This window comes from Desulfosarcina alkanivorans, assembly GCF_009688945.1.
GTDB classification, from domain to species: Bacteria; Desulfobacterota; Desulfobacteria; order Desulfobacterales; family Desulfosarcinaceae; genus Desulfosarcina; species Desulfosarcina alkanivorans.
The window spans coordinates 929,792-951,505 of sequence record NZ_AP021874.1; the positions used below are offsets into that span (position 1 = coordinate 929,792).

The following is a 21,714-nucleotide window of genomic DNA, read 5'->3' on the forward strand; positions in this document are numbered from 1 at the left end:
ATATGGTTACCGACATGCAACACCTTACGGAAGACGCAAAAGCGATCCTTCTCTTATGCGGTCGTTTCAACAGCGATAAAAACACCAAGGCGGAAAAGCCGCTGAGTTTGGGAGAGTACAATCGATTGGCCGACTGGATGGTGAAGGGCAAGCTGCGGCCGGCCGATTTGCTGAAATCGCCTCCCGATACGGAGACATTGGGCGCAACAGTAAAAATCGACGCTTTGCGAATTCAGGGGCTTCTCTCACGGGGGGCTGCCATGGCCCTGGCCGTTGAAAAATGGAGCCACAGCGGCATCTGGATCGTTTGTCGCAGCGATGCACAGTATCCTTCGCGCCTGAAAAAACATTTAAAGCGCCAGGCGCCGCCGGTTTTGTTCGGCGTGGGAGATATCGGTTTGCTGAGCCCGGGTGGTCTTGCGATTGTCGGGTCGCGCAACGTGGACGACGAGGGTGAGGCCTTTACCCGCAAGGTAGCCCGAGCTTGTGTGGACGCTGACATGGCAGTGGTTTCCGGAGGTGCCCGGGGGGTGGACCAGGTGGCCATGTTATCCGCCTTGGCAGCCGGTGGCAAGGCCGTTGGCATTTTGGCGGACAGCCTGCAGAAAGCCGCACTGGCGGGAAAATACCGGCAAGCCATTCGGGAGAAACGATTGGTGTTGGTGTCTCCATTTCATCCCGGTTCCCGTTTCAATGTGGGCAACGCCATGGGGCGCAATAAGTATATTTATGCGCTTGCCGATTTTGCGCTGATCATCAGTGCGGAAATCAAAAAGGGCGGTACCTGGGCCGGCGCCACGGAAGAATTGAAACGCGAGGAACGCCGACCGGTATTTGTGCGCACAGGCAAAGGCGTGCCGCCAGGCAATCCAGCACTGCTTGAGATGGGGGCTCAACCCTTTCCCGAGCCTCCATGGAAGGGCGATGTAAAAAATTTGCTCGCGGAAGCCGAGCCACCTGTTCCAGGTGTCCGAAAACCATCGCAGCGATCTCTTTTTGGCGGTGAAAGACGATCGGCAGCGGTAGCCATGGTCAAAGAGGAACCGGCTGCCTTTAAAGAGGCCCCTGAAAAAACAGGGATATCGCCGATCGCTGCTGCAGCCGATGGCGAGTCTGAGCCAAGGCTTAGCATTTACGATGCGGCTCTGCCGGTTTTGCTGGCTGCCATGGAAAACTGGATATCCTCGGCGGATCTGGCCGGGAAACTGGATGTGCGTAAGGGACAATTGGATGACTGGCTGAAACGGGCCGTGGAAGAGGGTGTTATTGAAAAAAAGACGCGTCCGGTTCGTTTTCGTAGAAAACAGGAAACGCAATGAAGATACAAAACTATTTTTGAAGTGGGGACGCCGCACCAACACTAAGAAATGAAAAAAAAGGCCTAAAAAGAGGGGCCATATCGGGAATAGTGGTCTCACGCAAAGCCGCGAAGAATGCTAAGAAAAAGAAAATGGATACCCATCCTATAGGTTTCTTTTGTTGGATAGCCACGATGAGGTAATTGCAGGAGAATATAACATGGATTTGAATGCCGAACAGAAACGCATCGCAACATTGGAACCCAAAGGACACCAGCTACTGAAAGGTGTTGCGGGATCGGGGAAAACGTCCGTGGGGCTTTACCGGGTCCATTTTCTGTTGAACAACTATTGTTTTGGCAAAGATGACGCTATCCTCCTGGCGACTTACAATCGCACACTGATCAAATACATGGCTTATCTCTACGGGAAGATGGCGGAATCCGAGCAAGGTGAGTTGTCGACGCTTTTTGACACACCAAACAGAAAAGTCGACATCAAGACCGTTGATAGTCTGATGGTAAACCATTTCGATGCGCACGCAGCTGAACATAAAGAAAAGTTTCAACTGGGTCTGCCTCAAAACAAGAGCTATCAGATTATCAGCGAGGGGATTACAAAGCTCAAAAAAAATTTCCCGGACGTCGGTATCCTGAATCAGAAAAATACCGGGTTTCTGTTGCAGGAGATCAACTGGATAAAAGACTGCCTGTACCTTGAAGAAGAGGAATATCAAGGGGCTGATCGAAAAGGAATGGTTAAATCCCAAGCCGAAAACAAGCCGCAACGCCTTCAAAAGAATTCCCCTACCCGAAAAGCCATCTTTGAACTGATGCGGTTTTATGACCAGGCACTTCGCAAGATGGGCAAAATTTCCTTCAGCGGCATGCGCATCAGGGCGCTGGAGCAGGCACGAAAAGCGCCACAGGTCCGATACACGCATGTCATCATCGATGAGAGCCAGGACCTCACGCGCAGCCAGTTGCTGTTTTTAAAGGCAATATGCAATCAAAAAGAGTATTCGAGTTTTGTGTTTATTGCGGATACGGCCCAGAATATTTACCCGCAATCCTGGTTGGGAAGCGGTAACAGTTTTGCCAGCATCGGCTTCAGCATGCAGGGCCGAAGCCATTCACTGAGCAAAAATTATCGCACCACCACGCAAATATCGAAGGCGGCCTACAGCCTGATCGAGCATTGCGCTGAAATCGTCGAGGATGAGAATTACGTCAAACCGGCACTGATCGATAAACACGGCGTTTACCCGGTCTGCAAACAGTTTTCCGATGAGCGCTCTCAAGCCGATTATCTTGCCGCAGAGATCAAACGGTTGACTGCGGAACACGATCGAAGCGACATGGTGATTCTGGGCCGTTTTAAACGGCAGCTCGACCAGATCAAAACGATGCTGGCCCAAAAAGGAATCGCGTGCAGTGATTTTAACGACAAAGATCTGGGGTTCGACTCCGGCGATGTAAAGCTGATTACCCTGCACTCCATCAAGGGGCTCGAATTCCCCATTGTCTTTATGGTCGGGCTAAACGAGGGCGTTATCCCGTACCTGCCGGATGCCGATGAAGAAGGCCGGCATGACGATGAGGTAAAGGAAAGAAAGCTGTTTTATGTGGGAATGACACGCGCCACGGAAAAACTCTATATGCTCAGTAGCGGCAAGGGGTCACCCTTTCTCATGGATATTGCCCCTCGTTTGACGAGGATCGACAGTGGGGTAAAAATGCGGCGGTTTTACAATGTCGCCGTGGATGATTTCCGGTTCAAAGGTCGGATCACCAACATTCATGGCGCCGAAGAGAAGGTCCGGCAGTGGATCCTTGCTGAACTGGTTGAAACCTATAAATACCCGCTTGCAAACATCGCCATAGAATATCCGGTCAAGGCATTTTCCAAAACCGGGTATGTGGACATCGCCGTCCATGTGAACCGTTCGGGAAGTGACGAACCCTTTCTTTTTGTCGAGACAAAACGACGAGGCCACAGCCTGGAGGATGCGTGTGAGCAAGTTAGAAGCTATATGAACCATTGTCCCCCCTGTGAATATGCGGCCGTCACGGACGGCATGAGCCTGCGGGTGATGGGCCGTCAGGGCAATCCGGTAAATGATTTGCCCGAATTCCGTGAAATGTGGGCCCTTTCGAACAGCGTCCAGGTTTTCTTTCATCACCTGAAAAGAAGGCAGAAAGCGCAGCTCTGCTTCGATCCCAATGACCCCACCACCGTTGAAGTCGACGTCAATGGAATGTCGAAACTGTTGAAGGCCGATCAACTCGAAAAAATCCCTCTGTATGGAAGCATCGCGGCGGGGCAGCCCATTCACATGAATTCCGAGCTCGATGAAACCTTCTACCTGCCTAAAGCGTGGGTTCGGGGGGCCGACTATTTCGCGCTGAAGGTGCGGGGGGACAGCATGGTCGGCGCCGGCATCGACAATGGGGATACGGTACTGGTGAGATCGCAGCCGTCTGCGGATAATCTCGATATTGTGGTGGCCGCATTGAATGAGGACGCAACCCTCAAGCGGTTCAGTAAAATGGGGGACAATGCCATTCTTCAGGCTGAAAACCCGAATTACGACCCAATTCTGTTATCCCTTGATCAGCTCCAGATCCTTGGGATTGCAGTGGGCGTGGTCAAAAATGGTATTCACAAATGAGGATTTCTTCAAAACGTGTTCAGTCGTTTGAGAACAATAGAAATGCCAGTCGATGAATACCTGAAAAAATTTTCGCACCTCAACACCGATAAGAGCCGTCGGCGCTGGTCGGAAGCGACCTGCCATCGCGCGCCCCACAAGCCTTTTCTCCTGCTGTCTATCATGGACCTGATCGCCCAGGGACAGATCATCGAAAATTTTTTCGAGCCGTCGTTTGAACTGGTCGACACTTGGAATGGGTATTGGCAAGCCATCATGCCGATCAACAAGCATTCGACCATGGCCTATCCGTTTCCGCGCCTGCAGTCCGATGGATTCTGGCACCGTGTCGCCAATCCCGGCTATGACGCAGATGCCGATTACAACGTCAGTTCCATGGCCAGACTTCGTGAGATCTATGTCGGGGCCCGGCTGGACGATCGCCTCTTTGCCCTTTTGATGGACCCGGTAACCAGGGAACTGCTTCGATCCACCCTGATCCAGACCTATTTTTCTGCGGAGGTCCAGCCGTTTCTGGAAGACCAGGCGTTCGTCAACCTGGCCGCGTTCACCTACGCCAAGGATGTGATTGCCGGCATCAAAGAGAGCACCGAGAGCTTTGCCCAGGGGGCGCCCGAAATCCATCGGGTGCGTGACCAGGGGTTCCGGCGGGCCATCGTCAGCCTCTACGACCACCGCTGCGCATTATGCGGCATCCGTATGCGCACGCCCGAAGGGCACACCGTGGTGGAGGCCGCCCACATTGTACCCTGGAGCGAGAGCCACGACGATCTGCCCGCCAACGGCCTGTGCCTGTGCCGGTTGTGCCACTGGTCCTTCGACGAAGGCCTGATGAGTGTCGGCAGGAAATACGAGGTGCTGGTTTCCGAACGGGTGCGTATCGACAGCAATATGCCGGGGCACGTTCTTACGCTCAGGGACCGACCCATTTTCAAACCGGAGGCCGAACGCTTCTGGCCGGGACAGGAAAACCTGACCCGGCATCGGACGTCCTGTTTTGTTTAACACGTCTCACGCAAAGGCGCGAATGCGCAAAGAAGGGCGAACTGCAGGGCTCACGCGAAGCCGCAAAGGGAAGAAAGTTTGAAGTTTGAAGAGAGAAGTTTGAAATGCAGGCGGATTTACCGAGTTTGACACGTACCGTAAATTCTTGTGAGGTGCTTATGGCCAAATCAAAACCACACAAATGGACGTTTGCGGCACGGTTCCGGACGAACGCCTTCGGATGGCGGGGGTCCCGTCTGGCTTGCCAACGCATCAAGGAGGCCGTTTCCGAAATCAGGAAGGTTGTTCGAAAAGATCCGCTGCTGGGGGCTGAAGGTGCCGTCAGGTTGATGGAAAAGCTCTGGCCGGCGCTCCAGCATGTTGATTCTTCGTCCGGTGCCCTGGGTTCCGCCGTATACAAAGCGGCAGAGGAACTGGTCGACTGGGTGACCAAAGCCCCTGCTGACGAAAAGACCAGGGCGAAGTGGCTGGATCGGCTCTGGGATGCGTTCAACGATGACGGCGTCGGCTTTCTCGATGTCCTGGGTGAACGCTGGGGCGAGGTATGCGTTTCCCCTGCAGTTGCCTCCCAGTGGGCGGATGAACTGCTGCCGATCGTCAGGCGAACCTGGGAAGAATCGAAGCAGGGAAGCGCTTCCTATTTCAATGGAACGCCGGCCTGCCTTTCCTGCCTGCTGGCGGCCGGTAGATACCAGGAGCTTCTGGATTTCATCGAACGGGCCCCGCGCGTTTCATGGAGCAATCGCAAGTACGGTGTCGATGCGCTTGTCGCCATGGGAAAAAAGGGCGAATCCATCAAATATGCCAAAGCGTCATGCGGGTTCATGGACGATCCTTTCACCATCGATCGGGTGTGTGAAGATATTCTGATTTCATCGGGGCTATATGAAGAGGCATACCGGCAATACGGTCTGCGAACGAATCGGGGCGGTACGAACCTGGCGACGTTTCGAAACATCGCCAAAAAATATCCGATGATGGAAAAGACGAAAATTCTCGAGGACCTGATCGAAACGACACCCGGTGAGGAGGGCAAGTGGTTTGCAACGGCCAAATCACTGGGCATGCTGCCGCTGGCCATGGAGCTTTGCTACCGCAGCCCATGCGATCCCAGGACGCTGAATCGGGCGGCCAGGGATTTCCAGGAAAAAGAACCGAAGTTCGCACTGGGTGCGGCTTTGGCCTCGTTGCAATGGATGTCGCAGGGTTATGGATATGAAATCACCGCATCCGATGTCCTGTCAGCATACGAGTATGCCATGAAGGCCGCGGAAACGCTCGGTCGGAAAGAGCAGGTGGTCGTGGATATCAAGGAAATCATCGGCCGGGACCGATCGTCGGATAGGTTTGTCCAGGATGTGCTCGGCCGGTTTATCCGATGAATAGACCTTATTTCGAGCTTCTGGGTCGGACCGAGCTGGATAAACGCGTACCGGATTATCGTTCAAAGAACCGATCCGGACCTTCTCGAGAGCCACCCATGCCAGATTTGAAATGCATTTGAAATTTGAATATTGGGATTTGTTTGTATTTTGGTGCTTGTCATTTGGGATTTTTTTATTGCGTTTCAACTCGAATGAAAACGTACAAGTTTCATCCGTGTTCAAACCTCGTTCAACGGGGCGGCGGTGCTGACTTCGGCGTCTTGACGGATAATCTATTAGGTTATAACATGTGTGGTAACAAATAACTGTGAGGTGAAGCGATGATTGAATTGAAAGTCAGAAAAATCGGAAACTCCCTTGGGATTGTCTTGCCCAAGGAGGTACTGGCCCGGTTGAAGGTCTCTCAAGGTGAGTCTGTATATTTAACGGATTCGGAGAACGGCGGGTACCGTGTGACAGCGCTGAACAAGAATTTTGCCGACCAGATGGCCGAGGCGGAGCGGATCATGCACGAGGACCGCGACCTGCTGCATGAATTGGCCAAACGATGAACATCCGCTGGATCGAATCGGGTGTGGTACTGGCTGTGCATGATGTCCAAATCGCCGAACACGGCGGTGTTGCCGGCATCCGGGACTTCGGTTTGCTTGAAAGTGCCCTGGCACGACCGAAAAATCGTTTTGGATACACGAATGCCGATCTGTTCGATCTTGCCGCCTCCTATGGCTTTGGCATTGCCCGCAATCATCCATTTATAGACGGCAACAAGCGCACGGCCTATGTCGTCACACGACTTTTTCTTCGATTGAATGGCCTCGACTTAACTGCACCCCCAGCCGAGAGAGTCTTGATTTTTGAGCGGGTCGGGCATGGCTCGGTATCCGAGAAGGACTTGGGCGCCTGGATCAGAGCCAATGGAATTTAGACCGATGGATGAAATCAAATGATTGTCGATCAATAGCTGCAAAAAATTTTCCCGCCTCAACACCGACCGAAACCGAAAACGCTGGTCGTTGACCACCTGCCATCGCGCGCCCATGGCCCCGATTTGTTCGTATCGGCCTTCTGCGTTCAAATTCATTTACCCAATTAAAACGCGAGTTATTTAAACCTAATACAAAATTAGTCGCTAGTTTTTTGCCCAAAGGATTAAAACATGGAGTATTTGCACGGTTGTTTAGAGAGGAACGTCGAACCAGGCCTTGAGAAAAGAGGAGGGTGATCGGGGTCGGATCAAGCGGAACAAGCGATTGACAAAGATTCTGGAGAAAAATAGGTCCCTATTTTTGTTAAAACGATGTTTTCGGGTTCGAAAAGGGCGGTTTAAGGAAATATTAGGGATTGCAAACCATGAAGGCATGTTATTATGGTTAAAATCCAGAAAACTTTAAGATCCTTGATAGCTTTTTTGATCGGTTTATTGAGGAGGCAAACATTTAGCTGAATTATATATTCCGTATGTTTAGAATTCTGCTGGTATGTTAACCGGTCCATGAAAAAGAGCGGGGAATAGGATAGATGCCGGATATTGAGAATAACGAGAGAGACGTCGAACTGATAGAAGCGCACAGCTTCGATGAAGCCCTGTCAGAATGCATGGCATTGAGGAAACAAAAATATTGGTCCTTCAGGGGACAGCGCAACCGTAAATGGTTTGCCGAACCTCACAGCGGCGATATGACAACTGCAGATCTTGCTAAAAATATACGCAATTTCAAAGCCCGCAGCATGGAATTTCCCCGACCCGATTATATCGAAGACACCAACAGCAAGGAAATCAAAGAATGGCGTTGGCTTTTCTACGCGCAGCATCATCGGCTTAAAACGCAGCTTCTTGACTGGACGTCCAATCCGCTGGTGGCGCTTTACTTTGCTGTTGAAGAGATTCTCTCTCGGCCTGAAAAAGATATTAGCGGTGCCGTCTGGGCGATTCATGTGAAAGATCCCAAGAAGTTTAAATGGGAACCAGATCTGGAATCCATCAGCCCTCATAATTTAGACGACTGGATTATGATCCGGCCACCGGTCGTCACTCATCGGATCGCCAGACAGTCCGGGCTTTTTACATTTCATCCTGAAAGACAGCTTCAAGGAATGGAACCATTTTGCACCGGTGACGATGAAAAAAAATTCAAAAAAATCGAGATCGTTTCTCCGCAAAACCGCAATGACCTTGACCTTTGCAAAGCGATCAGAAAAGAGTTGGGGTTTATGAACATTCACCATGCGTCCCTGTTTCCCCATCCAGATGGCGTGGCCAATTTCATCAATGACGAGCTGCCTGCGCTTTCCCCTCCGTCTGACAGATAGGCAGTGCCAATAGTGAGGTGCGGGTATGGCCGGAAGACCGATTGATTCTGAAACGCTGGCGGCGGTGGTTGCCGGCTGCCCGAAAAACATGTTGCGGCCCAAGGCTTTTTTTGTATCATGGCATGGCGTGATGACCCTTGCTTACGAGGGGTTCAGTCAATGCGTCCTGGACTTGAAAGCCAGCTTAGAAGCCCCGTTCCCATCGATGCCGACGGAAAATGAGGGTTCTAAATGGCCGAAAACGACGCTGGGAGCGTTGAATGAGGGGCGCGTGTTGACCCTGGAGGAGCTGGAGCAGCTAAATGCCTTGTGTGCCAGGCACAACGACTGGTTTACAACAACCCAACCCATGCGTCTCACCATCGAAGCCTTAAATTATGTCCACTACGACTGTCGAAGCCTGGAGCGCATATCAACAGACGAGACAATGGCCTTGAGACAAAACACACCGCCAGAGTATGAACCGCCGGATGTTCATAGACATGCTGTTGATTCTGTCCTCAATCAGTTTACCAGGGAAAATCTGGCCAACTATATCGACAAGGTCCAGGAAGATGGGCATCGGGAGCATCACTACCGATCGGATAACCGGGGCGCATCCTTGATTTATCAATTGCCATCCGAGAGCCAATTAATCGATCGAATAAACAGGTTCACCACCGATATCGATGTTCTATTGCCAGGCTACTATGCATGGTTTCATCCCCAGAGCTACCATGTTACCATCCGGTCGCTGCAAGAAGAATGAGAATGGACGTTATCCATATTTTCGACCAATCCACTTTTCATCTTTTTGATCTCTGTTAACGAGATCAGTCGGTCACCCTGAAAGGTTATTGTCCTCAGGTCAGCCGGCGCTGCCGTGGTATCGAATCAAAAGCGGTTGAAGGGCAGGGCGGGCGAAATTGATACGCCTCACGCAAAGCCGCGAAGGACGCTAAGGAAAAGAAAATGGATACCGATGGGTGAAATAAAATGTCTGTTGATGAATACCTGGCGTTACGTTGACGGATGAATTTGCAACAAGGAAAAACTGAGATGAGCGACACCCAAGGGATAGATCAATATCTGGAACCCACCTATTTTGTGGACAGCCATTCACCGGCGGTCATCTCCTATGCCCGCGAGCGTTGCCTCGGCAAACGGACGGATGTGGAAAAGGCCATTGCCCTTTACTACGGCGTTCGGGACGACATTCGCTATGATCCCTACAGTATGGAGGACAAACCGGAGGCAGTCACAGCCAGCGCGGTGCTGAAAAGACGCGCCGGCTTCTGCGTTCCCAAAGCGGTGCTGTTGACTGCGGTGCTTCGCTCCCGGAACATTCCGGCCCGCCTTGGGTTTGCCGACGTGCGCAACCATCTGGTGACCCAACGTCTGAAAGCAATGATGGAGACCGACCTGTTCGTCTATCATGGCTATGTTGAAATCTTCCTGAACGGTCAGTGGGTGAAAGCAACCCCGGCCTTCAACCTCACGCTGTGCCTGAATTTCAACGTCAAGCCCCTGGAGTTCGACGGTGTTCACGATTCCCTGTTTCATGAATTTGACACCCGGGGCCAGCGCCACATGGAATACGTCAATGACCACGGCACATTCGCCGACTTGCCGTACGACCAGATTTATGGGGCCTTTCGACGCCATTATCCGAAAATCCTGACCCGGAATGCAGACCGCAATGCGGACGCATTCGGCCGCGAAGCCCTGGACGAGCGTTCCCGGGGAGGTGGTCGTTTTAATAACTGATTCCGGCACCGTGAAAAATGTCATTAAAAATTACGGGTTGCAGGCCAAGAAACAAACAGAACTGACGCGTTTGCCTGCCCGATCCGATGAAACGCCTGCCCGCCATGGCGACAGGTCTGCCTGGGAACGGACTTTGCATTGGTTGTTGGCCGCGGTCGATATTGCCAGGCGCCACTGCACGAACCCGTCGGCCGTCAGGTGCGCAGCACGCCAGGGGACAGACATGGCAGGGCAGAATGAACAGGTCCTGCTGAAAAGACATACGACCATAGACATCCCTGAGTGTGCGCATATTTTGTAATTTTCGGGCAGGCTTGGTATATTTTATCAGACGATCCAGTTCCACTGAATTGTGAAATCTATTTTTTTTCATTAAAGATCAAGGCGCTGTGATCCTCATGCGAACACTTGAACCGTCCCCCCTGGCCAACCGGTTTTTTCTTGCGATTGTGCTGACGGCCATCCTCTTTGCGACGGGCTGTGCCGATATGCGCGGACGTCTGGCCCGGTCGCTCCCGCTGCACGGAACCCCGGATGACGCGATTGAACGGAATGATTTTGTGGTCGCCGGCGACGGGGACGTCATTGGCCGCCTGGCGACGATGGGGCTTGAAAGGGGCGATACCCTGCCGGATATTGCGCGGCACTTCAGCCTGGGCATCAACGACATCAGCGCCGCCAATCCGGGCGTCGATATGTGGGTGCCCGGGGCCCGGGAGCGAATCCTGCTGCCCCTGAATTTCATCCTGCCCGACACCCGGCGCAACGGGATCGTGATCAACCTGGCCACCATGCGGCTCTTTTATTATCACAAAAATGGCAACCGGCTGGCCGTGTCGACCTACCCGGTCGGCGTCGGCACCGAAGAGCGGCCCACCCCCATGGGTGAAATGGTCATCACGCGCAAAAAACACCGGCCGACCTGGTATGTCCCCGCCTCGATTGCCGCAGACCATCGGAAAAAGGGCGATCCCCTGCCGTCCGAGGTGCCCCCGGGGCCGTTGAATCCATTGGGTGAATATGCGCTCTACCTGAGCGAGCCCAGTTATCTGATCCACGGTACCAATAAACCGGCCAGTATCGGTCTCAGGGCAACCAACGGCTGCATCAGGCTCTATCCGGAAGATATCGAGCGCCTTTTCGAAAAAGCCCCGGTGAAAACAGCGGTCCTTATTGTCAACCAGCCCTATCTGGTCGGCCGGCGTGACGGCGTCGTCTACCTGGAAGCGAATATGCCGTTCCAGGAATCAGGCACTGCCAACTGGAAGACGGCCTATGCAAAACTGAAACGGTTCGAGACGCAGTCGGGAATCCAGCTGGACTGGAAAAAGGTCAAGGCGGTCGTGATCGAGGCCCGCGGGATCCCCGTGCCCGTATCCGTGGATCGGGGTGGCGCTGTTACGGCTGCTGCGCAGCCCGTCAGACTCAGGCACCCGGGCCGTCTGGTCGGCCAACCGGAAATACCGGCATTCGATACGGATGCGTGGTATGTTCTGGCGGCCAGCTTGCGTGACAGGACCGATGCCCGGAGGCTGGCGGCCATTATCAACCACCAGGGGCCGCCCATTCCTGCCAGAGTGCTGTCCGAGGGCGATCGGCACCGTGTACTGGCAGGCCCCTTCGATAGCCGGCGTGCGGCCAGGGACGCCGCCAGACGCCTGAAAATCGATCTGGAACTGGACGCGGTTCCGTTTGAAAGCTGAAAACGGGTCATGTTTTTTAAAGCGCAGTGTATCATCGCGCCGACGGTTGCCTGCGCGATGATGCGCAGAACACAGGTAGACGCAAACGAGAGGAGATTTCTGATTATGAAGAAGATGATTGCAGGGCTTTGCATGATGTCTGTACTCGCGATGGGTCTCGGGGGGTGTGCGACGCAAAAAGACCTCCAGGCCGTTCAGGCCCGGGAAAAGGCGATTGCCGCGAAAGCCGATCAGGCGGCCCAGGATGCGGAGCAGGCCAGGATGGCCGCTGACGAGGCCATCGCCAAGGCGAACGCAGCCATCGAGCGTGCCGAAGCGGCTGAACAGCGAGCCATCGAAAGAGAGCGACTCGCGGCGGAAAAGGAAAAAATGGCTGAGGAAAAGGCCAGGGAAGCCGATGCGATGTTCAAGAAATCAATGAAGAAGTAAGTCGCCAGGACCCGAGGAAGCGGCCGGTCAGTACAGCCCGGCCACTTCCTTCGTATCCATCCGCAAACAGCATCTTTCGGCCCCGGCGGCGTTCCTGTTCGTCTGCCATCCTCGACATAGCGCCGCTATGCCTGCGGTGTCTTCCTCGCTCGGTCCTTGCCGGGAACCAGAATCTGCCATTTGTGGATAGATACTTTTTTAATCTGTGTGTATCGGATTTACCGGAAAGAGAACTGACGTTGCGACCCTCACGACCATCATCGACACGCGCCCGAACGCTTCGGCATGCAAGGCCGAGAGGCGCAGGCGGGGTTCTGCGCCGCGTTGCCGTCGGTATCATGCTCATCCCGATGCTTGCCGGCGGATGCAGCCACATGGATGAACGCGTCCTTTCCCGGGAGGCCAATCACCTGTTCAACCAGGGGGATTACGCGGCCGCTTTAGGTAAATACGCGCAAATCATGGAAACGCATCCCGAGGCGGCGGACCGCGTTCTCTTCGAGATGGGGGTGGTCCATGCCTATCCCCATAACGCGCACAAGGACTACCGGCAATCCCTCGAATGCTTTCAGAAAGTCGTCCGCGATTACCCGGACAGCGACTACCGGCACGACAGCCAGATGATGATCCTTCAAATTCATAACGTCGTCATCAAGGATGAAAAAATCGCTGCCCGGCAGGCCGCGCTGGACCGTTCCCGGCAGGCGCTGGAAAGCAAAACGGATGAGGTCGCCGAACTCAAGGAAACGGTTGCCGCGCTCGAAGCGAAGGTTTTCGCCGTCAGGATGGAACCGGCCGATAAGGTACTGATCGAAAAGCAGGCGCGGCAATTGACGTTGATCGCAAAGGGCGAAGTGATCAAAACATACACCATTGCCCTGGGAGGCAACCCGGTTGGCCCCAAAGAACGGGAGGGCGACAACAAGACCCCGGAGGGGATCTACTTTATCGACTCGCGAAACGGCAACAGCGGTTATCACCTGTCGCTGCATATTTCCTACCCCAACGAGCTGGACAGCATGCGGGCCAGGGACCGTGGTGTCCGTCCGGGCGGCGATATCATGATCCACGGCATTAAAAACGGTTTCTCGCCGGTCGGCACCTCCCATGCCGAAAGCGATTGGACCCAGGGGTGCATCGCGGTGACCAATCAGGAAATGGAGGAGATCTATAAGCTGGTGCCAGACGGCACGCTGGTCGAGATTACACCATAGACACTGCTGTTTTTTCCATGGGACTCACGCTAAGCCGCGAAGGCGCGAAGGTTTAGAGAAATGATGAATCGGGGTGTGCTGAATTCAGCGTCTTCTGTCAGACCAATAATTTCAGTCGTTCAGGCGAGGGCATGAACAGGACCTTTTTTTTCTTTGCGGCTTGGCGTCTTTGCGTGAGCCAAAAACAAGCGTCTTTGCGTGAAATAACATCAGCGTGAGGTGTAAATTGAAAGACATCGAGGCCATCCCATGAAAAATCCCGTGCCGCGCACCGCCGCCATCCACGATCTGTCCGGCTTTGGCCGGGCCTCCCTGACCGTCGTCATCCCCATCCTGTCCTGCATGGGCGTCCAGGTCTGCCCCCTGCCCACGGCCGTGCTGTCCACGCACACGGGCGGTTTCGAAGATTTCAGCTTCAGGGACCTGACCGCCACCATGGAAGACATTGTCGCCCACTGGCGGCAACTGGATGTGGATTTCGACGCGATTTACAGCGGTTTTCTGGGCTCGCCGCAGCAGGAGGCCATTGTGGCCGGCTTCATCGACACCTTTTCCCGCCCGGATCAGCTTGTGGTGGTCGATCCGGTCATGGGGGACAACGGCAAGCCATACAAGACCATGACGCCCGAGATAATCAGGGGCATGCGCAGCCTGATCGCCAAGGCAGATGTCATCACGCCCAATTTTACCGAGGCGGCGTTTTTGCTCGATGAACCCGTACCCCGGACCATTTCCCCGGAACGCATCAAGTCATGGATGCTGCGCCTTTCGGACAAGGGGCCCGGCAAAGTCATCATTACCAGCCTGCCGGTGCCCGAAAAGCAGAAGACCTCGGCCGTCATCGCCTGCGACCGCGAAGACGGGCGCTTCTGGAAAATCGACTGCCATTACATCCCGGCGTACTACCCGGGCACCGGCGATGCCTTCGCCAGCGTCATCGTCGGCAGCCTGCTGCAGGGCGACAGCCTGCCCATCGCGCTGGATCGGGCCGTGCAGTTCGTTTCCACGGCCATCCGCACGACCTTCGGCTACTCCTACCCCGCCCGCAACGGGGTCATCCTGGAACGCGTTCTGCCCAGCCTGAATGCGCCCGTGACCGCCAGCAGCTACGAAATCGTCGAATAGCCCCCCCCGAAGCACGGCCGGCGTGAAGAAGGGCGACCTGCGGGGCTCACGCAAAGCCGCAAAGAAGACCGTCGTGGATACAAAGCATAATTGTCCCTGATGTGATCAGCCGTTGTGCGGTCATCGATGCATGGCTGTGTCGATGTTTTAAACGCTTCGCGGCTTTGCGCCTTTGCGTGAGATAATAGAAGATCAAGGGCTCATCCGAAGCCGCAACGAAGGCCCTCTTTATCCGAACGATGCCTACGAATTGTTTTCGATCACCGAGTCGCTTACCGTGATCGGCGTGTCGCTGTGCATGGAGATGCCGTCGTAAACCGGGTACCAGGAACCGCCGATATTGTCCGTTATGCTGGAATCGTCGATGACGATGTCGCCCGTGTGGTCATTGGAGACAAAGAAGATGGCCGAGCCGTGGGCATTGACGTCGTTGTAGGCGATGCGCGAGCCGAGAACGGTCAGGGTCATCGTGTTGCCGTCATTGTAGATGGCGCCGCCGCTGCCGCCGCCCGGCGTTCCGGATTGGGCCGGATTGGCGCCGTAGCCGACGGCGCTGTTGTAGGAAAACAGGCTGTTGATGAGGGTCCATGAGACGCCGATGCTGCTGATGGCGCCGCCGTTGGATCCCAGGTTGCCGTATCCTTCGGCACCGCCGAAGGTGCAATTGACGATATAGACGGGCAGGCCTTCGTACTGGCTGAACACCCGGATGGCGCCGCCGCCCACATCGGGGCCCTCGTCGGCGCAGACATTGTTGAAAAAGCGGCAGTTGACGGCCTTGAACCGTCCCCCGCGCACCCAGATGGCCCCGCCGCCGTCATATTCGGTTTCAGCGGTGGCATTGCCGTTTACAAAGGTGAGGTTCTGCACCGTCAGTCGCGGATGGTCCTGGTTCTGGCAATGATCGGTGGTCCAGACCTGATCCTCATCGCAGGTGTTCATGTACAACAGGCGGGTCAGCCCCCCGCCGCTGAGCGACACCAGGCCGCCGCCATCGATGACGATGTCGGGGTCGGCATCGTTGAACACCCTGGCCGGTTCCGGGAGCGTTATGGTGACCGGATCGGGACCGCAGTCGAACACAATGGTTCCCCCCCGGGCCACGGCATCGATAAAGGCCTCGGCGCTGCAGCTCTCCGGCGTCCCGTCGCCGACAATCCGGTCGGGGGCGGTCACGTCTTCGAGGTTCGCTTCGGCGGGTATCGGTGCGGTCCCGTCCGGATTGCCGGCAGGCGGGCCGCCGTCCGGATTGACGGTCGGAAAATCGCCGGTCTGAGCGGAGGGCGCCTCCGTTCCGCCGCCGCCGGAGCCGCAGGCGGACATGAATATCAAAATCGCAGCCATGCACAGGGTGCCGAGGGGATGCCGTCTCAATCGTCTCAAAATGTTCTCCCGGGGGTCGGTCGTTGTCATGCGGTGCTTTCCGGTCCCTATCCCCAGCAAAGGTCAGGCCAAGGTGAACCGGAAATGCCAACGGGCGGTTTTTCTATAAGTTTCATGGTGTTCGGGATCTGACCGGTAACGGAACCAGGCGGGAAAAAGAGGCCATGGCAGACGAATGAACCGGTTTCGTAATCGGCGGATGCACTTTTTGTCACAGGCCCTGCCGGAGGCCAATGGGTTTTCCTGTCAACAGGCAGGATCGTGAACGATTCTCCCCGGGAGAAGAGATACTGGCCGGCACCGGTAAAATCGTCTTGACAGGTTACGGGCTGCCGGACGGTTAAACCAACAGAACTGACTTGTTTTCTTGACAAAAAAGGGCATCAAAGATACCTTTGACACCTTTTTTCCTGCGCTCGATCATGGACCTTCCGCCGCGATTGAAAAAGCGGCGTCGATGACAAGGAAAAAATTAATCAGGTTTCCACATCCCAAAATCAAAGCCCCCTGAAAGGAGGCGTCCTTGCTGACCGAAGAAGCCAACATTGCCGTGGTTGGGGCCGGTGCCATCGGCGGGGTAACGGCCGCATTTATCGAACAGGCCGGCTATGGCCTGGAACTCGTCTGTAAACACGCCGCCCTGGTCGATAAAATCACCGGGGAGGGCCTGAAGATCACCGGCATCCGGGGTGACCATTCGGTAAAGATGCGTGCGGTCGCGACCATCCGGGAACTGTCCGGACCCAAGGACCTGGTTTTTCTGGCCACCAAAGCCAACGATTGTGTCGCGGCGGCACAGGCCCTGATTCCCTTTTTAAAGCCCGAATCCGCGGTCGTTTCCCTTCAGAACGGCATCAGCGAACACGCCCTGGCCGACGTACTCGGAAAAGATCGGGTCATCGGCTGCGTGGTGGGGTGGGGCGCCAGCCACGATACCCCGGGCCAGCTTGAAGTGACGTCGGAAGGGGAGTTCGTCATCGGAAACCCGGACGGCCGGCCCGATGACCGCCTTGCATTCGTTCAGCAGGTGCTGAACCGGGTCAATCCGACGCGCATTTCGATCAACATCATGGGCGAGCTGTATGCCAAACTGATCATCAACGCCTGCATCAACTCCCTCGGCGTCATCGGCGGAGCCAGGCTGGGGCGCCTGTTGGCCGACAAAAGGGCCCGAACGATCTTCATCCGGCTCATCGCCGAGGACATGGCCGTTGCCCGGGCGATGAACATCCAGGTCGAACCGGCTGCCGGCGGCAAGCTGGACTACCACAGGTTCCTGCGCGACGGCATGTGTGCCGGCATCAGGCGGCACCTGATCCTTCGCCTGATCGGCTTCAAGTACCGCCGAATCAAATCCTCGAGCCTGCAGTCCATCGAAAGGGGCCGCCGGTCGGAGATCGATTTTCTCAACGGCTACGTCTGCGAGAACGGCAGAACCCATGGTGTGCCGACGCCGGTCAACGACGCCGTCAGACAAATGGTGCACGAGATCGAGGCCGGCCGCACGACGATGTCCATGGACAACCTCGACAGGCTGATGGCTGTGAAAGGCCCCTCGACAACCCCATGATAAGGCGCTCTCCCCCCACATGATCAAGAAACGATTCGACGGCTGGCTGGTACTGATCTTTATCGCCCGCATCGCCCTTTATGCGAACTTCATGGTGTACGCCGCCTGTGTGCCGGTCCTTCTGGGCAAATGGGATATGTCGGCCACCCAGGCCGGCAGCATATCGTCCGCTTTCATGTTCGGCTACGCGGCGTCCCTGTTTGTGTTTGCCTGGCTCTCGGATCGATACGGGGCCAGGCGGCTATTCCTTTTTTCCGCAGTCCTGAGCGCCCTGTCGGCAATGGGATTCGGTTTTTTCGCCCAGTCCTACCTCACCGGCCTGGTCTTGTACGGCCTTGCCGCATCGACCCAGGGCGGCCTCTACACACCGGCAATCATACTTTTCTCGGAGCGCTATGATGCCTCGAAACGCGGCGGGGCGATGGGATACCTGATTGCCAGCACCTCCATCGGATACGCGTTTTCGCTGGTCGTCTCCGGGCTGTGCCTGGCCTGGGGCGGGTACCGCGTTGCGTTCATGGTGACCGGGTGCCTGCCCGTGGTCGGTATGCTCTTCTGCTGGCTGGCCCTGAGAACGACCCCCAACCGCACCCATGCGGGTGGCAGGCGCCCGGGCGTACCGGCTATTTTCCGGCGCAATCGCAACGTGGGCCTTTTGATCGCCGGTTATACCTTCCATGGCTGGGAATTGCTGGGCATGTGGACATGGACGCCGGCTTTCTTTGCCGCAGTCATCGCCGTCTCCGGCGATGGGTTCGGTGAAACGGCCCGTTTCGGGGCCTATCTCGTGGCGTCGATGCACCTCGTGGGCGCACTGGCATCGGTGTCGATGGGCCGGCTGGCGGACCTGCTGGGCCGGCGGATCGTTCTCGTCCAGGTGGCGACGGTCGGTGCCGGATTGTCGCTGGTGATCGGTTGGTTGACCTTTTTACCCGCGGGACTGCTGGTCTTTATCGGGCTGGTTTATTATTTTTTCGCCCTCGGCGATTCACCGGTACTGTCTACCGCACTGACCGAGGCCGTGGAACCGAACTGCCTCGGATCTGTTCTGGCCATCCGGGCGCTGCTGGGTTTCGGCGCCGGCGGAATCGCTCCAATCGCATTCGGTGCGGTGCTGGATCTGACCAATGCACCGGGTACCACGCCCGATACCTGGGGGTGGGCATTCATGGTTTTAGGGTGCGGCGGCGTTGCCGCCGCCCTCTGTGCCTCTTTTTACCGTGAATCCGGCAAAATGAGGCGGCCGATCAGAAGCCAATGAACCCGCCGGGGCAATGCAGACGGTGGCCACGCTGCCGCCGGAAGCGCAGGGAAGGGAGATTTTCCGAGCCACGGTGATCCGGACCTGTTTCCCCCGGAAGCGTCCCCGATGGAAAACGCCGCAAGGATTTCCGATCCCATTAACTGGTTGACAGGTCACTAAGATTATTTATAAAATTTGTTATATTCGGTTTCCGGCAAATCCAGGGCGCTCATGGGCTAAACCATCTGCCGCTCCGCTTCCGGGGCGTGTTGCCACGACCCGCGCACAGCAAAGAGGCGAAAAAGAGACAACCTGCCCCGCTGACCTGCCACCTGCCCGCAGATCCTGCTCCTTCAGCCACCATGGCCCCAGTGCCGCCCTCACCGGCGATTCACGCGACCTTTTCATTCGACAGATCGTGTCTGCCGTCAGCAGGCCGGTCCCACGACGCATCGGTCCAACCCACCCATCGGGGCGACATGAACGACTACACCATCATTCTTGCCGACGATCATGCCATGATGCGCGAAGGCATCAGGCAGCTGATCGACACCGTTGACGGGATCAAGGTCATCGGTGAAGCCGGAGACGGGCTCAGCCTGCTGAAGCTGCTGAAAAGGAAACGACCGGACATGGTGATTCTGGATGTCAGCATGCCGGAACTGCGCGGCATTGAAGCCACCCGTGAAATCCGTTCCCTGTATCCCGACATCGATGTGCTCATTCTGAGCATGCACAAACGGGAGGCGTTTCTTTCCAATGCGCTGGCTGCCGGTGCCAGAGGCTATCTGCTGAAAGAGGATTCGGGCAATGAACTGCTTCAGGCCATCGACCGGATCCGAAAAGGCCAGACCTACCTGTCAAGAAAACTGGCCAATGAATTTCCCTCGGCGATCATCTCCATCTGCCGGGGAGAGCACCAGCCCGATGCCGAACCCCTCACCCACCGTGAACGCCAGGTGCTGAAACTGATCGCCGAAGGGAACACCGACCGTCAGATCAGCGACCGCCTGTGCATCAGCGTTCGTACGGCCCATCGACACCATGCCAACATCCGGGCCAAACTCAATCTTAAACGCACCGCGGATCTGGTGCGATATGCCATCGCACAGGGATATATCGTCAGCCATCCCTGATCCGCCCGAGGCACCGCCGCCGTGGGTAAATTTACCCATGCACGACGGAATAATTGGTCAGTTTTGCGAATTGTCCCCCCGACGCCATCTGCCGTATACGGTATCCCAGTCATCACGCCTCTCTCGAAATGTTGCGCCCTCTGAACGCACCTGTAGAAAAAAAGAGTTCTTTTCAGGGACTGAAGACGTTGCCGGACGTTCAACCAGCGGCAACCCATGCAGACAACCCGAACCGCCTGATGGGGCCATTGGGATGGCGAGCCCGATTCTTACCGACGATCATCAGGCCCTGGCACAGCGATGACGGCAGGAAACCCCCGGGAAAGCCTAACGGCCCCGGAATGCGAACCCGGCGCCAAAGGAGGAGTCCAATGCCAGCGGCTCAATCCCGATCACCGCTTATCCCCGAAACCGTTCAGACCGGTCCCGCCGGCCACCCCGACATCCCCATGGGCTGGCCGGCGATGAACAGCGTCGCCCATCGAATCCTGATCGTGGACGACGATCCCTGCATCCTGCAGGTCGTGGAAAAAATGGTGCAGCACCTGGGGTGTCGTACCACCGCCGTGGCCACGGCGAAAAAGGCCCTGCGCGTGTTAAGCGAAAGCTTCCACGATGTGGTCCTGACCGACTACGGCATGCCGTGGATGGACGGCTGCCAGCTGGCGGCACGGGTAAAAACCGCACATCCCGGCATCCGGGTCATCATCATGACCGGCCATTGTGAAGCCGAAATCACCGACCGCCTGGAACGCCCCGGCCTCGTGGACGGCCTGCTGTTGAAACCCTTCAACCTGGACGCCCTTAGAAAAAAAATAGAAACCGCCATTACGATGGAATCAAGGAGCGTAAAAATGGGTATTCGCAGGAGGTCTCTGAAAAACAAACCGGTGGGCAAGGCCACCTTGGCGGCATCATGAACACACGGGGGGGAAAGGAACTCATCCGGCGGATCGAACCGCGTATACCCACTGCGGTGCCGGTCAACTGCCGGCCATTTGCAAGCAGCCATACCGGCCGGTCATCACATGGCGTCATGCGGAACTTTTCAGGCGGCGGACTGTATATCGAAACCTGCAGAGCGGTCAGGGCGGGGACCACCCTTATCGTCCGCATCATTCACTTTCCCTGCGGATGGACAGACAGCCTTCCCGAACACGGGCCGCGGACCATCTGCCTTGCGGAAGTCAAATGGCAGAAACAACTTCCCGGCGGACCTGTCCCCCGATACGGCATCGGGCTGCGGCATTGGTGAAATGAAATGGGGGCGGGAAGCGCCGGCCGCGATGGCCGTTGACGGCCTGCCGGGGCGATTCATGCCAGCCGCCGGGGGAGGGGAGGACTGGATCAGGTCCGTTGTCGTCCGGCGCATGGCGTCCTTCCGGGGGGCCGGCCTCCGTTCCCTCCAGGGCAGCCGATTGTGATCCGGGCGAAGATGTGTTATTTTTTTCACATTGCATCGCTTCCCGCCCCTGACAGCGCGCACCGGCTTCCAA

Annotated in this window: 20 protein-coding genes; 18 read left to right on the plus strand and 2 right to left on the minus strand. The window is 56.0% G+C overall.

Annotation, left to right across the window (positions count from 1 at the left end):
- Positions 1-14 precede the first annotated feature (14 nt).
- The 9 genes from DSCA_RS04155 (at position 15) to DSCA_RS04195 (ending at position 10,415) form a co-directional block, all read left to right on the plus strand.
- Complete coding sequence (locus DSCA_RS04155; RefSeq protein WP_155315229.1) at positions 15-1,319, plus strand: DNA-processing protein DprA; 1,305 nt, start codon at positions 15-17, stop codon at positions 1,317-1,319.
- A gap of 199 nt (positions 1,320-1,518) precedes the next feature.
- Positions 1,519-3,969 (plus strand): transcriptional repressor LexA, encoded by a 2,451-nt coding sequence (gene lexA / locus DSCA_RS04160; RefSeq protein WP_155315230.1) that lies wholly within the window; start codon positions 1,519-1,521, stop codon positions 3,967-3,969.
- Between the two features lie 42 nt (positions 3,970-4,011).
- A complete protein-coding gene (locus tag DSCA_RS04165) occupies positions 4,012-4,974 on the plus strand; it encodes an HNH endonuclease (protein WP_155315231.1) in 963 nt (320 codons plus the stop codon).
- A 158-nt stretch (positions 4,975-5,132) separates the two neighbouring features.
- Positions 5,133-6,356 carry a hypothetical protein gene (locus DSCA_RS04170; RefSeq protein WP_155315232.1) on the plus strand — a complete coding sequence of 408 codons (1,224 nt, stop codon included), beginning with the start codon at positions 5,133-5,135 and terminating at the stop codon, positions 6,354-6,356.
- 323 nt (positions 6,357-6,679) lie between these two features.
- Positions 6,680-6,910 (plus strand): AbrB/MazE/SpoVT family DNA-binding domain-containing protein, encoded by a 231-nt coding sequence (locus tag DSCA_RS04175; protein ID WP_155315233.1) that lies wholly within the window; start codon positions 6,680-6,682, stop codon positions 6,908-6,910.
- On the plus strand, positions 6,907-7,284 hold the full coding sequence (locus tag DSCA_RS04180; RefSeq protein ID WP_155315234.1) for a type II toxin-antitoxin system death-on-curing family toxin: 378 nt from the start codon (positions 6,907-6,909) through the stop codon (positions 7,282-7,284). Before DSCA_RS04175 ends, DSCA_RS04180 begins: the two co-directional genes overlap by 4 nt.
- Positions 7,285-7,877: 593 nt before the next feature.
- On the plus strand, positions 7,878-8,669 hold the full coding sequence (locus tag DSCA_RS04185; RefSeq protein ID WP_155315235.1) for an FRG domain-containing protein: 792 nt from the start codon (positions 7,878-7,880) through the stop codon (positions 8,667-8,669).
- A 25-nt stretch (positions 8,670-8,694) separates the two neighbouring features.
- Positions 8,695-9,417, plus strand: a complete 723-nt coding sequence (locus DSCA_RS04190; protein ID WP_155315236.1) for a hypothetical protein — start codon at positions 8,695-8,697, stop codon at positions 9,415-9,417.
- Between the two features lie 290 nt (positions 9,418-9,707).
- Complete coding sequence (locus DSCA_RS04195) at positions 9,708-10,415, plus strand: transglutaminase-like domain-containing protein (protein WP_155315237.1); 708 nt, start codon at positions 9,708-9,710, stop codon at positions 10,413-10,415.
- On the opposite strand, the gene DSCA_RS04200 is transcribed toward DSCA_RS04195, so the two are convergent.
- Positions 10,405-10,788 (minus strand): hypothetical protein, encoded by a 384-nt coding sequence (locus DSCA_RS04200; RefSeq protein WP_155315238.1) that lies wholly within the window; start codon positions 10,786-10,788, stop codon positions 10,405-10,407. The two genes, DSCA_RS04195 and DSCA_RS04200, sit on opposite strands and share 11 nt — an antisense overlap.
- A 25-nt stretch (positions 10,789-10,813) precedes the next feature.
- Here DSCA_RS04200 and DSCA_RS04205 point away from each other — a divergent pair, with 25 nt between their 5' ends.
- The 4 genes from DSCA_RS04205 (at position 10,814) to DSCA_RS04220 (ending at position 14,886) form a co-directional block, all read left to right on the plus strand.
- A complete protein-coding gene (locus DSCA_RS04205; protein ID WP_155315239.1) occupies positions 10,814-12,118 on the plus strand; it encodes a L,D-transpeptidase family protein in 1,305 nt (434 codons plus the stop codon).
- 9 nt (positions 12,119-12,127) lie between these two features.
- Complete coding sequence (locus DSCA_RS04210; protein WP_197904736.1) at positions 12,128-12,547, plus strand: Lpp/OprI family alanine-zipper lipoprotein; 420 nt, start codon at positions 12,128-12,130, stop codon at positions 12,545-12,547.
- 374 nt (positions 12,548-12,921) lie between these two features.
- Positions 12,922-13,761 carry a L,D-transpeptidase family protein gene (locus DSCA_RS04215; protein ID WP_197904737.1) on the plus strand — a complete coding sequence of 280 codons (840 nt, stop codon included), beginning with the start codon at positions 12,922-12,924 and terminating at the stop codon, positions 13,759-13,761.
- 249 nt (positions 13,762-14,010) lie between these two features.
- Positions 14,011-14,886 carry a pyridoxamine kinase gene (locus DSCA_RS04220; protein WP_155315240.1) on the plus strand — a complete coding sequence of 292 codons (876 nt, stop codon included), beginning with the start codon at positions 14,011-14,013 and terminating at the stop codon, positions 14,884-14,886.
- A gap of 243 nt (positions 14,887-15,129) precedes the next feature.
- Here DSCA_RS04220 and DSCA_RS04225 read toward each other — a convergent pair whose 3' ends face one another.
- Positions 15,130-16,299, minus strand: a complete 1,170-nt coding sequence (locus DSCA_RS04225) for a hypothetical protein (RefSeq protein WP_155315241.1) — start codon at positions 16,297-16,299, stop codon at positions 15,130-15,132.
- 493 nt (positions 16,300-16,792) lie between these two features.
- Between DSCA_RS04225 and DSCA_RS04230 the strand changes: the two genes are divergently transcribed.
- The 5 genes from DSCA_RS04230 to DSCA_RS04250 all read left to right on the plus strand — a co-directional run bounded on the left by DSCA_RS04230 (position 16,793) and on the right by DSCA_RS04250 (position 21,473).
- Positions 16,793-17,839: a ketopantoate reductase family protein gene (locus DSCA_RS04230; protein ID WP_155315242.1), complete on the plus strand. Its 1,047-nt coding sequence runs from the start codon at positions 16,793-16,795 to the stop codon at positions 17,837-17,839.
- A gap of 19 nt (positions 17,840-17,858) precedes the next feature.
- Positions 17,859-19,100, plus strand: a complete 1,242-nt coding sequence (locus tag DSCA_RS04235) for an MFS transporter (protein WP_155315243.1) — start codon at positions 17,859-17,861, stop codon at positions 19,098-19,100.
- Between the two features lie 461 nt (positions 19,101-19,561).
- Positions 19,562-20,218, plus strand: a complete 657-nt coding sequence (locus DSCA_RS04240; protein WP_155315244.1) for a response regulator — start codon at positions 19,562-19,564, stop codon at positions 20,216-20,218.
- Between the two features lie 371 nt (positions 20,219-20,589).
- The gene (locus tag DSCA_RS04245) at positions 20,590-21,138 is read left to right on the plus strand and encodes a response regulator (protein ID WP_167527595.1); all 549 of its coding nucleotides are present in this window, start codon (positions 20,590-20,592) and stop codon (positions 21,136-21,138) included.
- Entirely contained in the window at positions 21,135-21,473 is a 339-nt protein-coding gene (locus DSCA_RS04250) for a PilZ domain-containing protein (protein ID WP_155315246.1), read from the plus strand. Before DSCA_RS04245 ends, DSCA_RS04250 begins: the two co-directional genes overlap by 4 nt.
- Positions 21,474-21,714 lie beyond the last annotated feature (241 nt).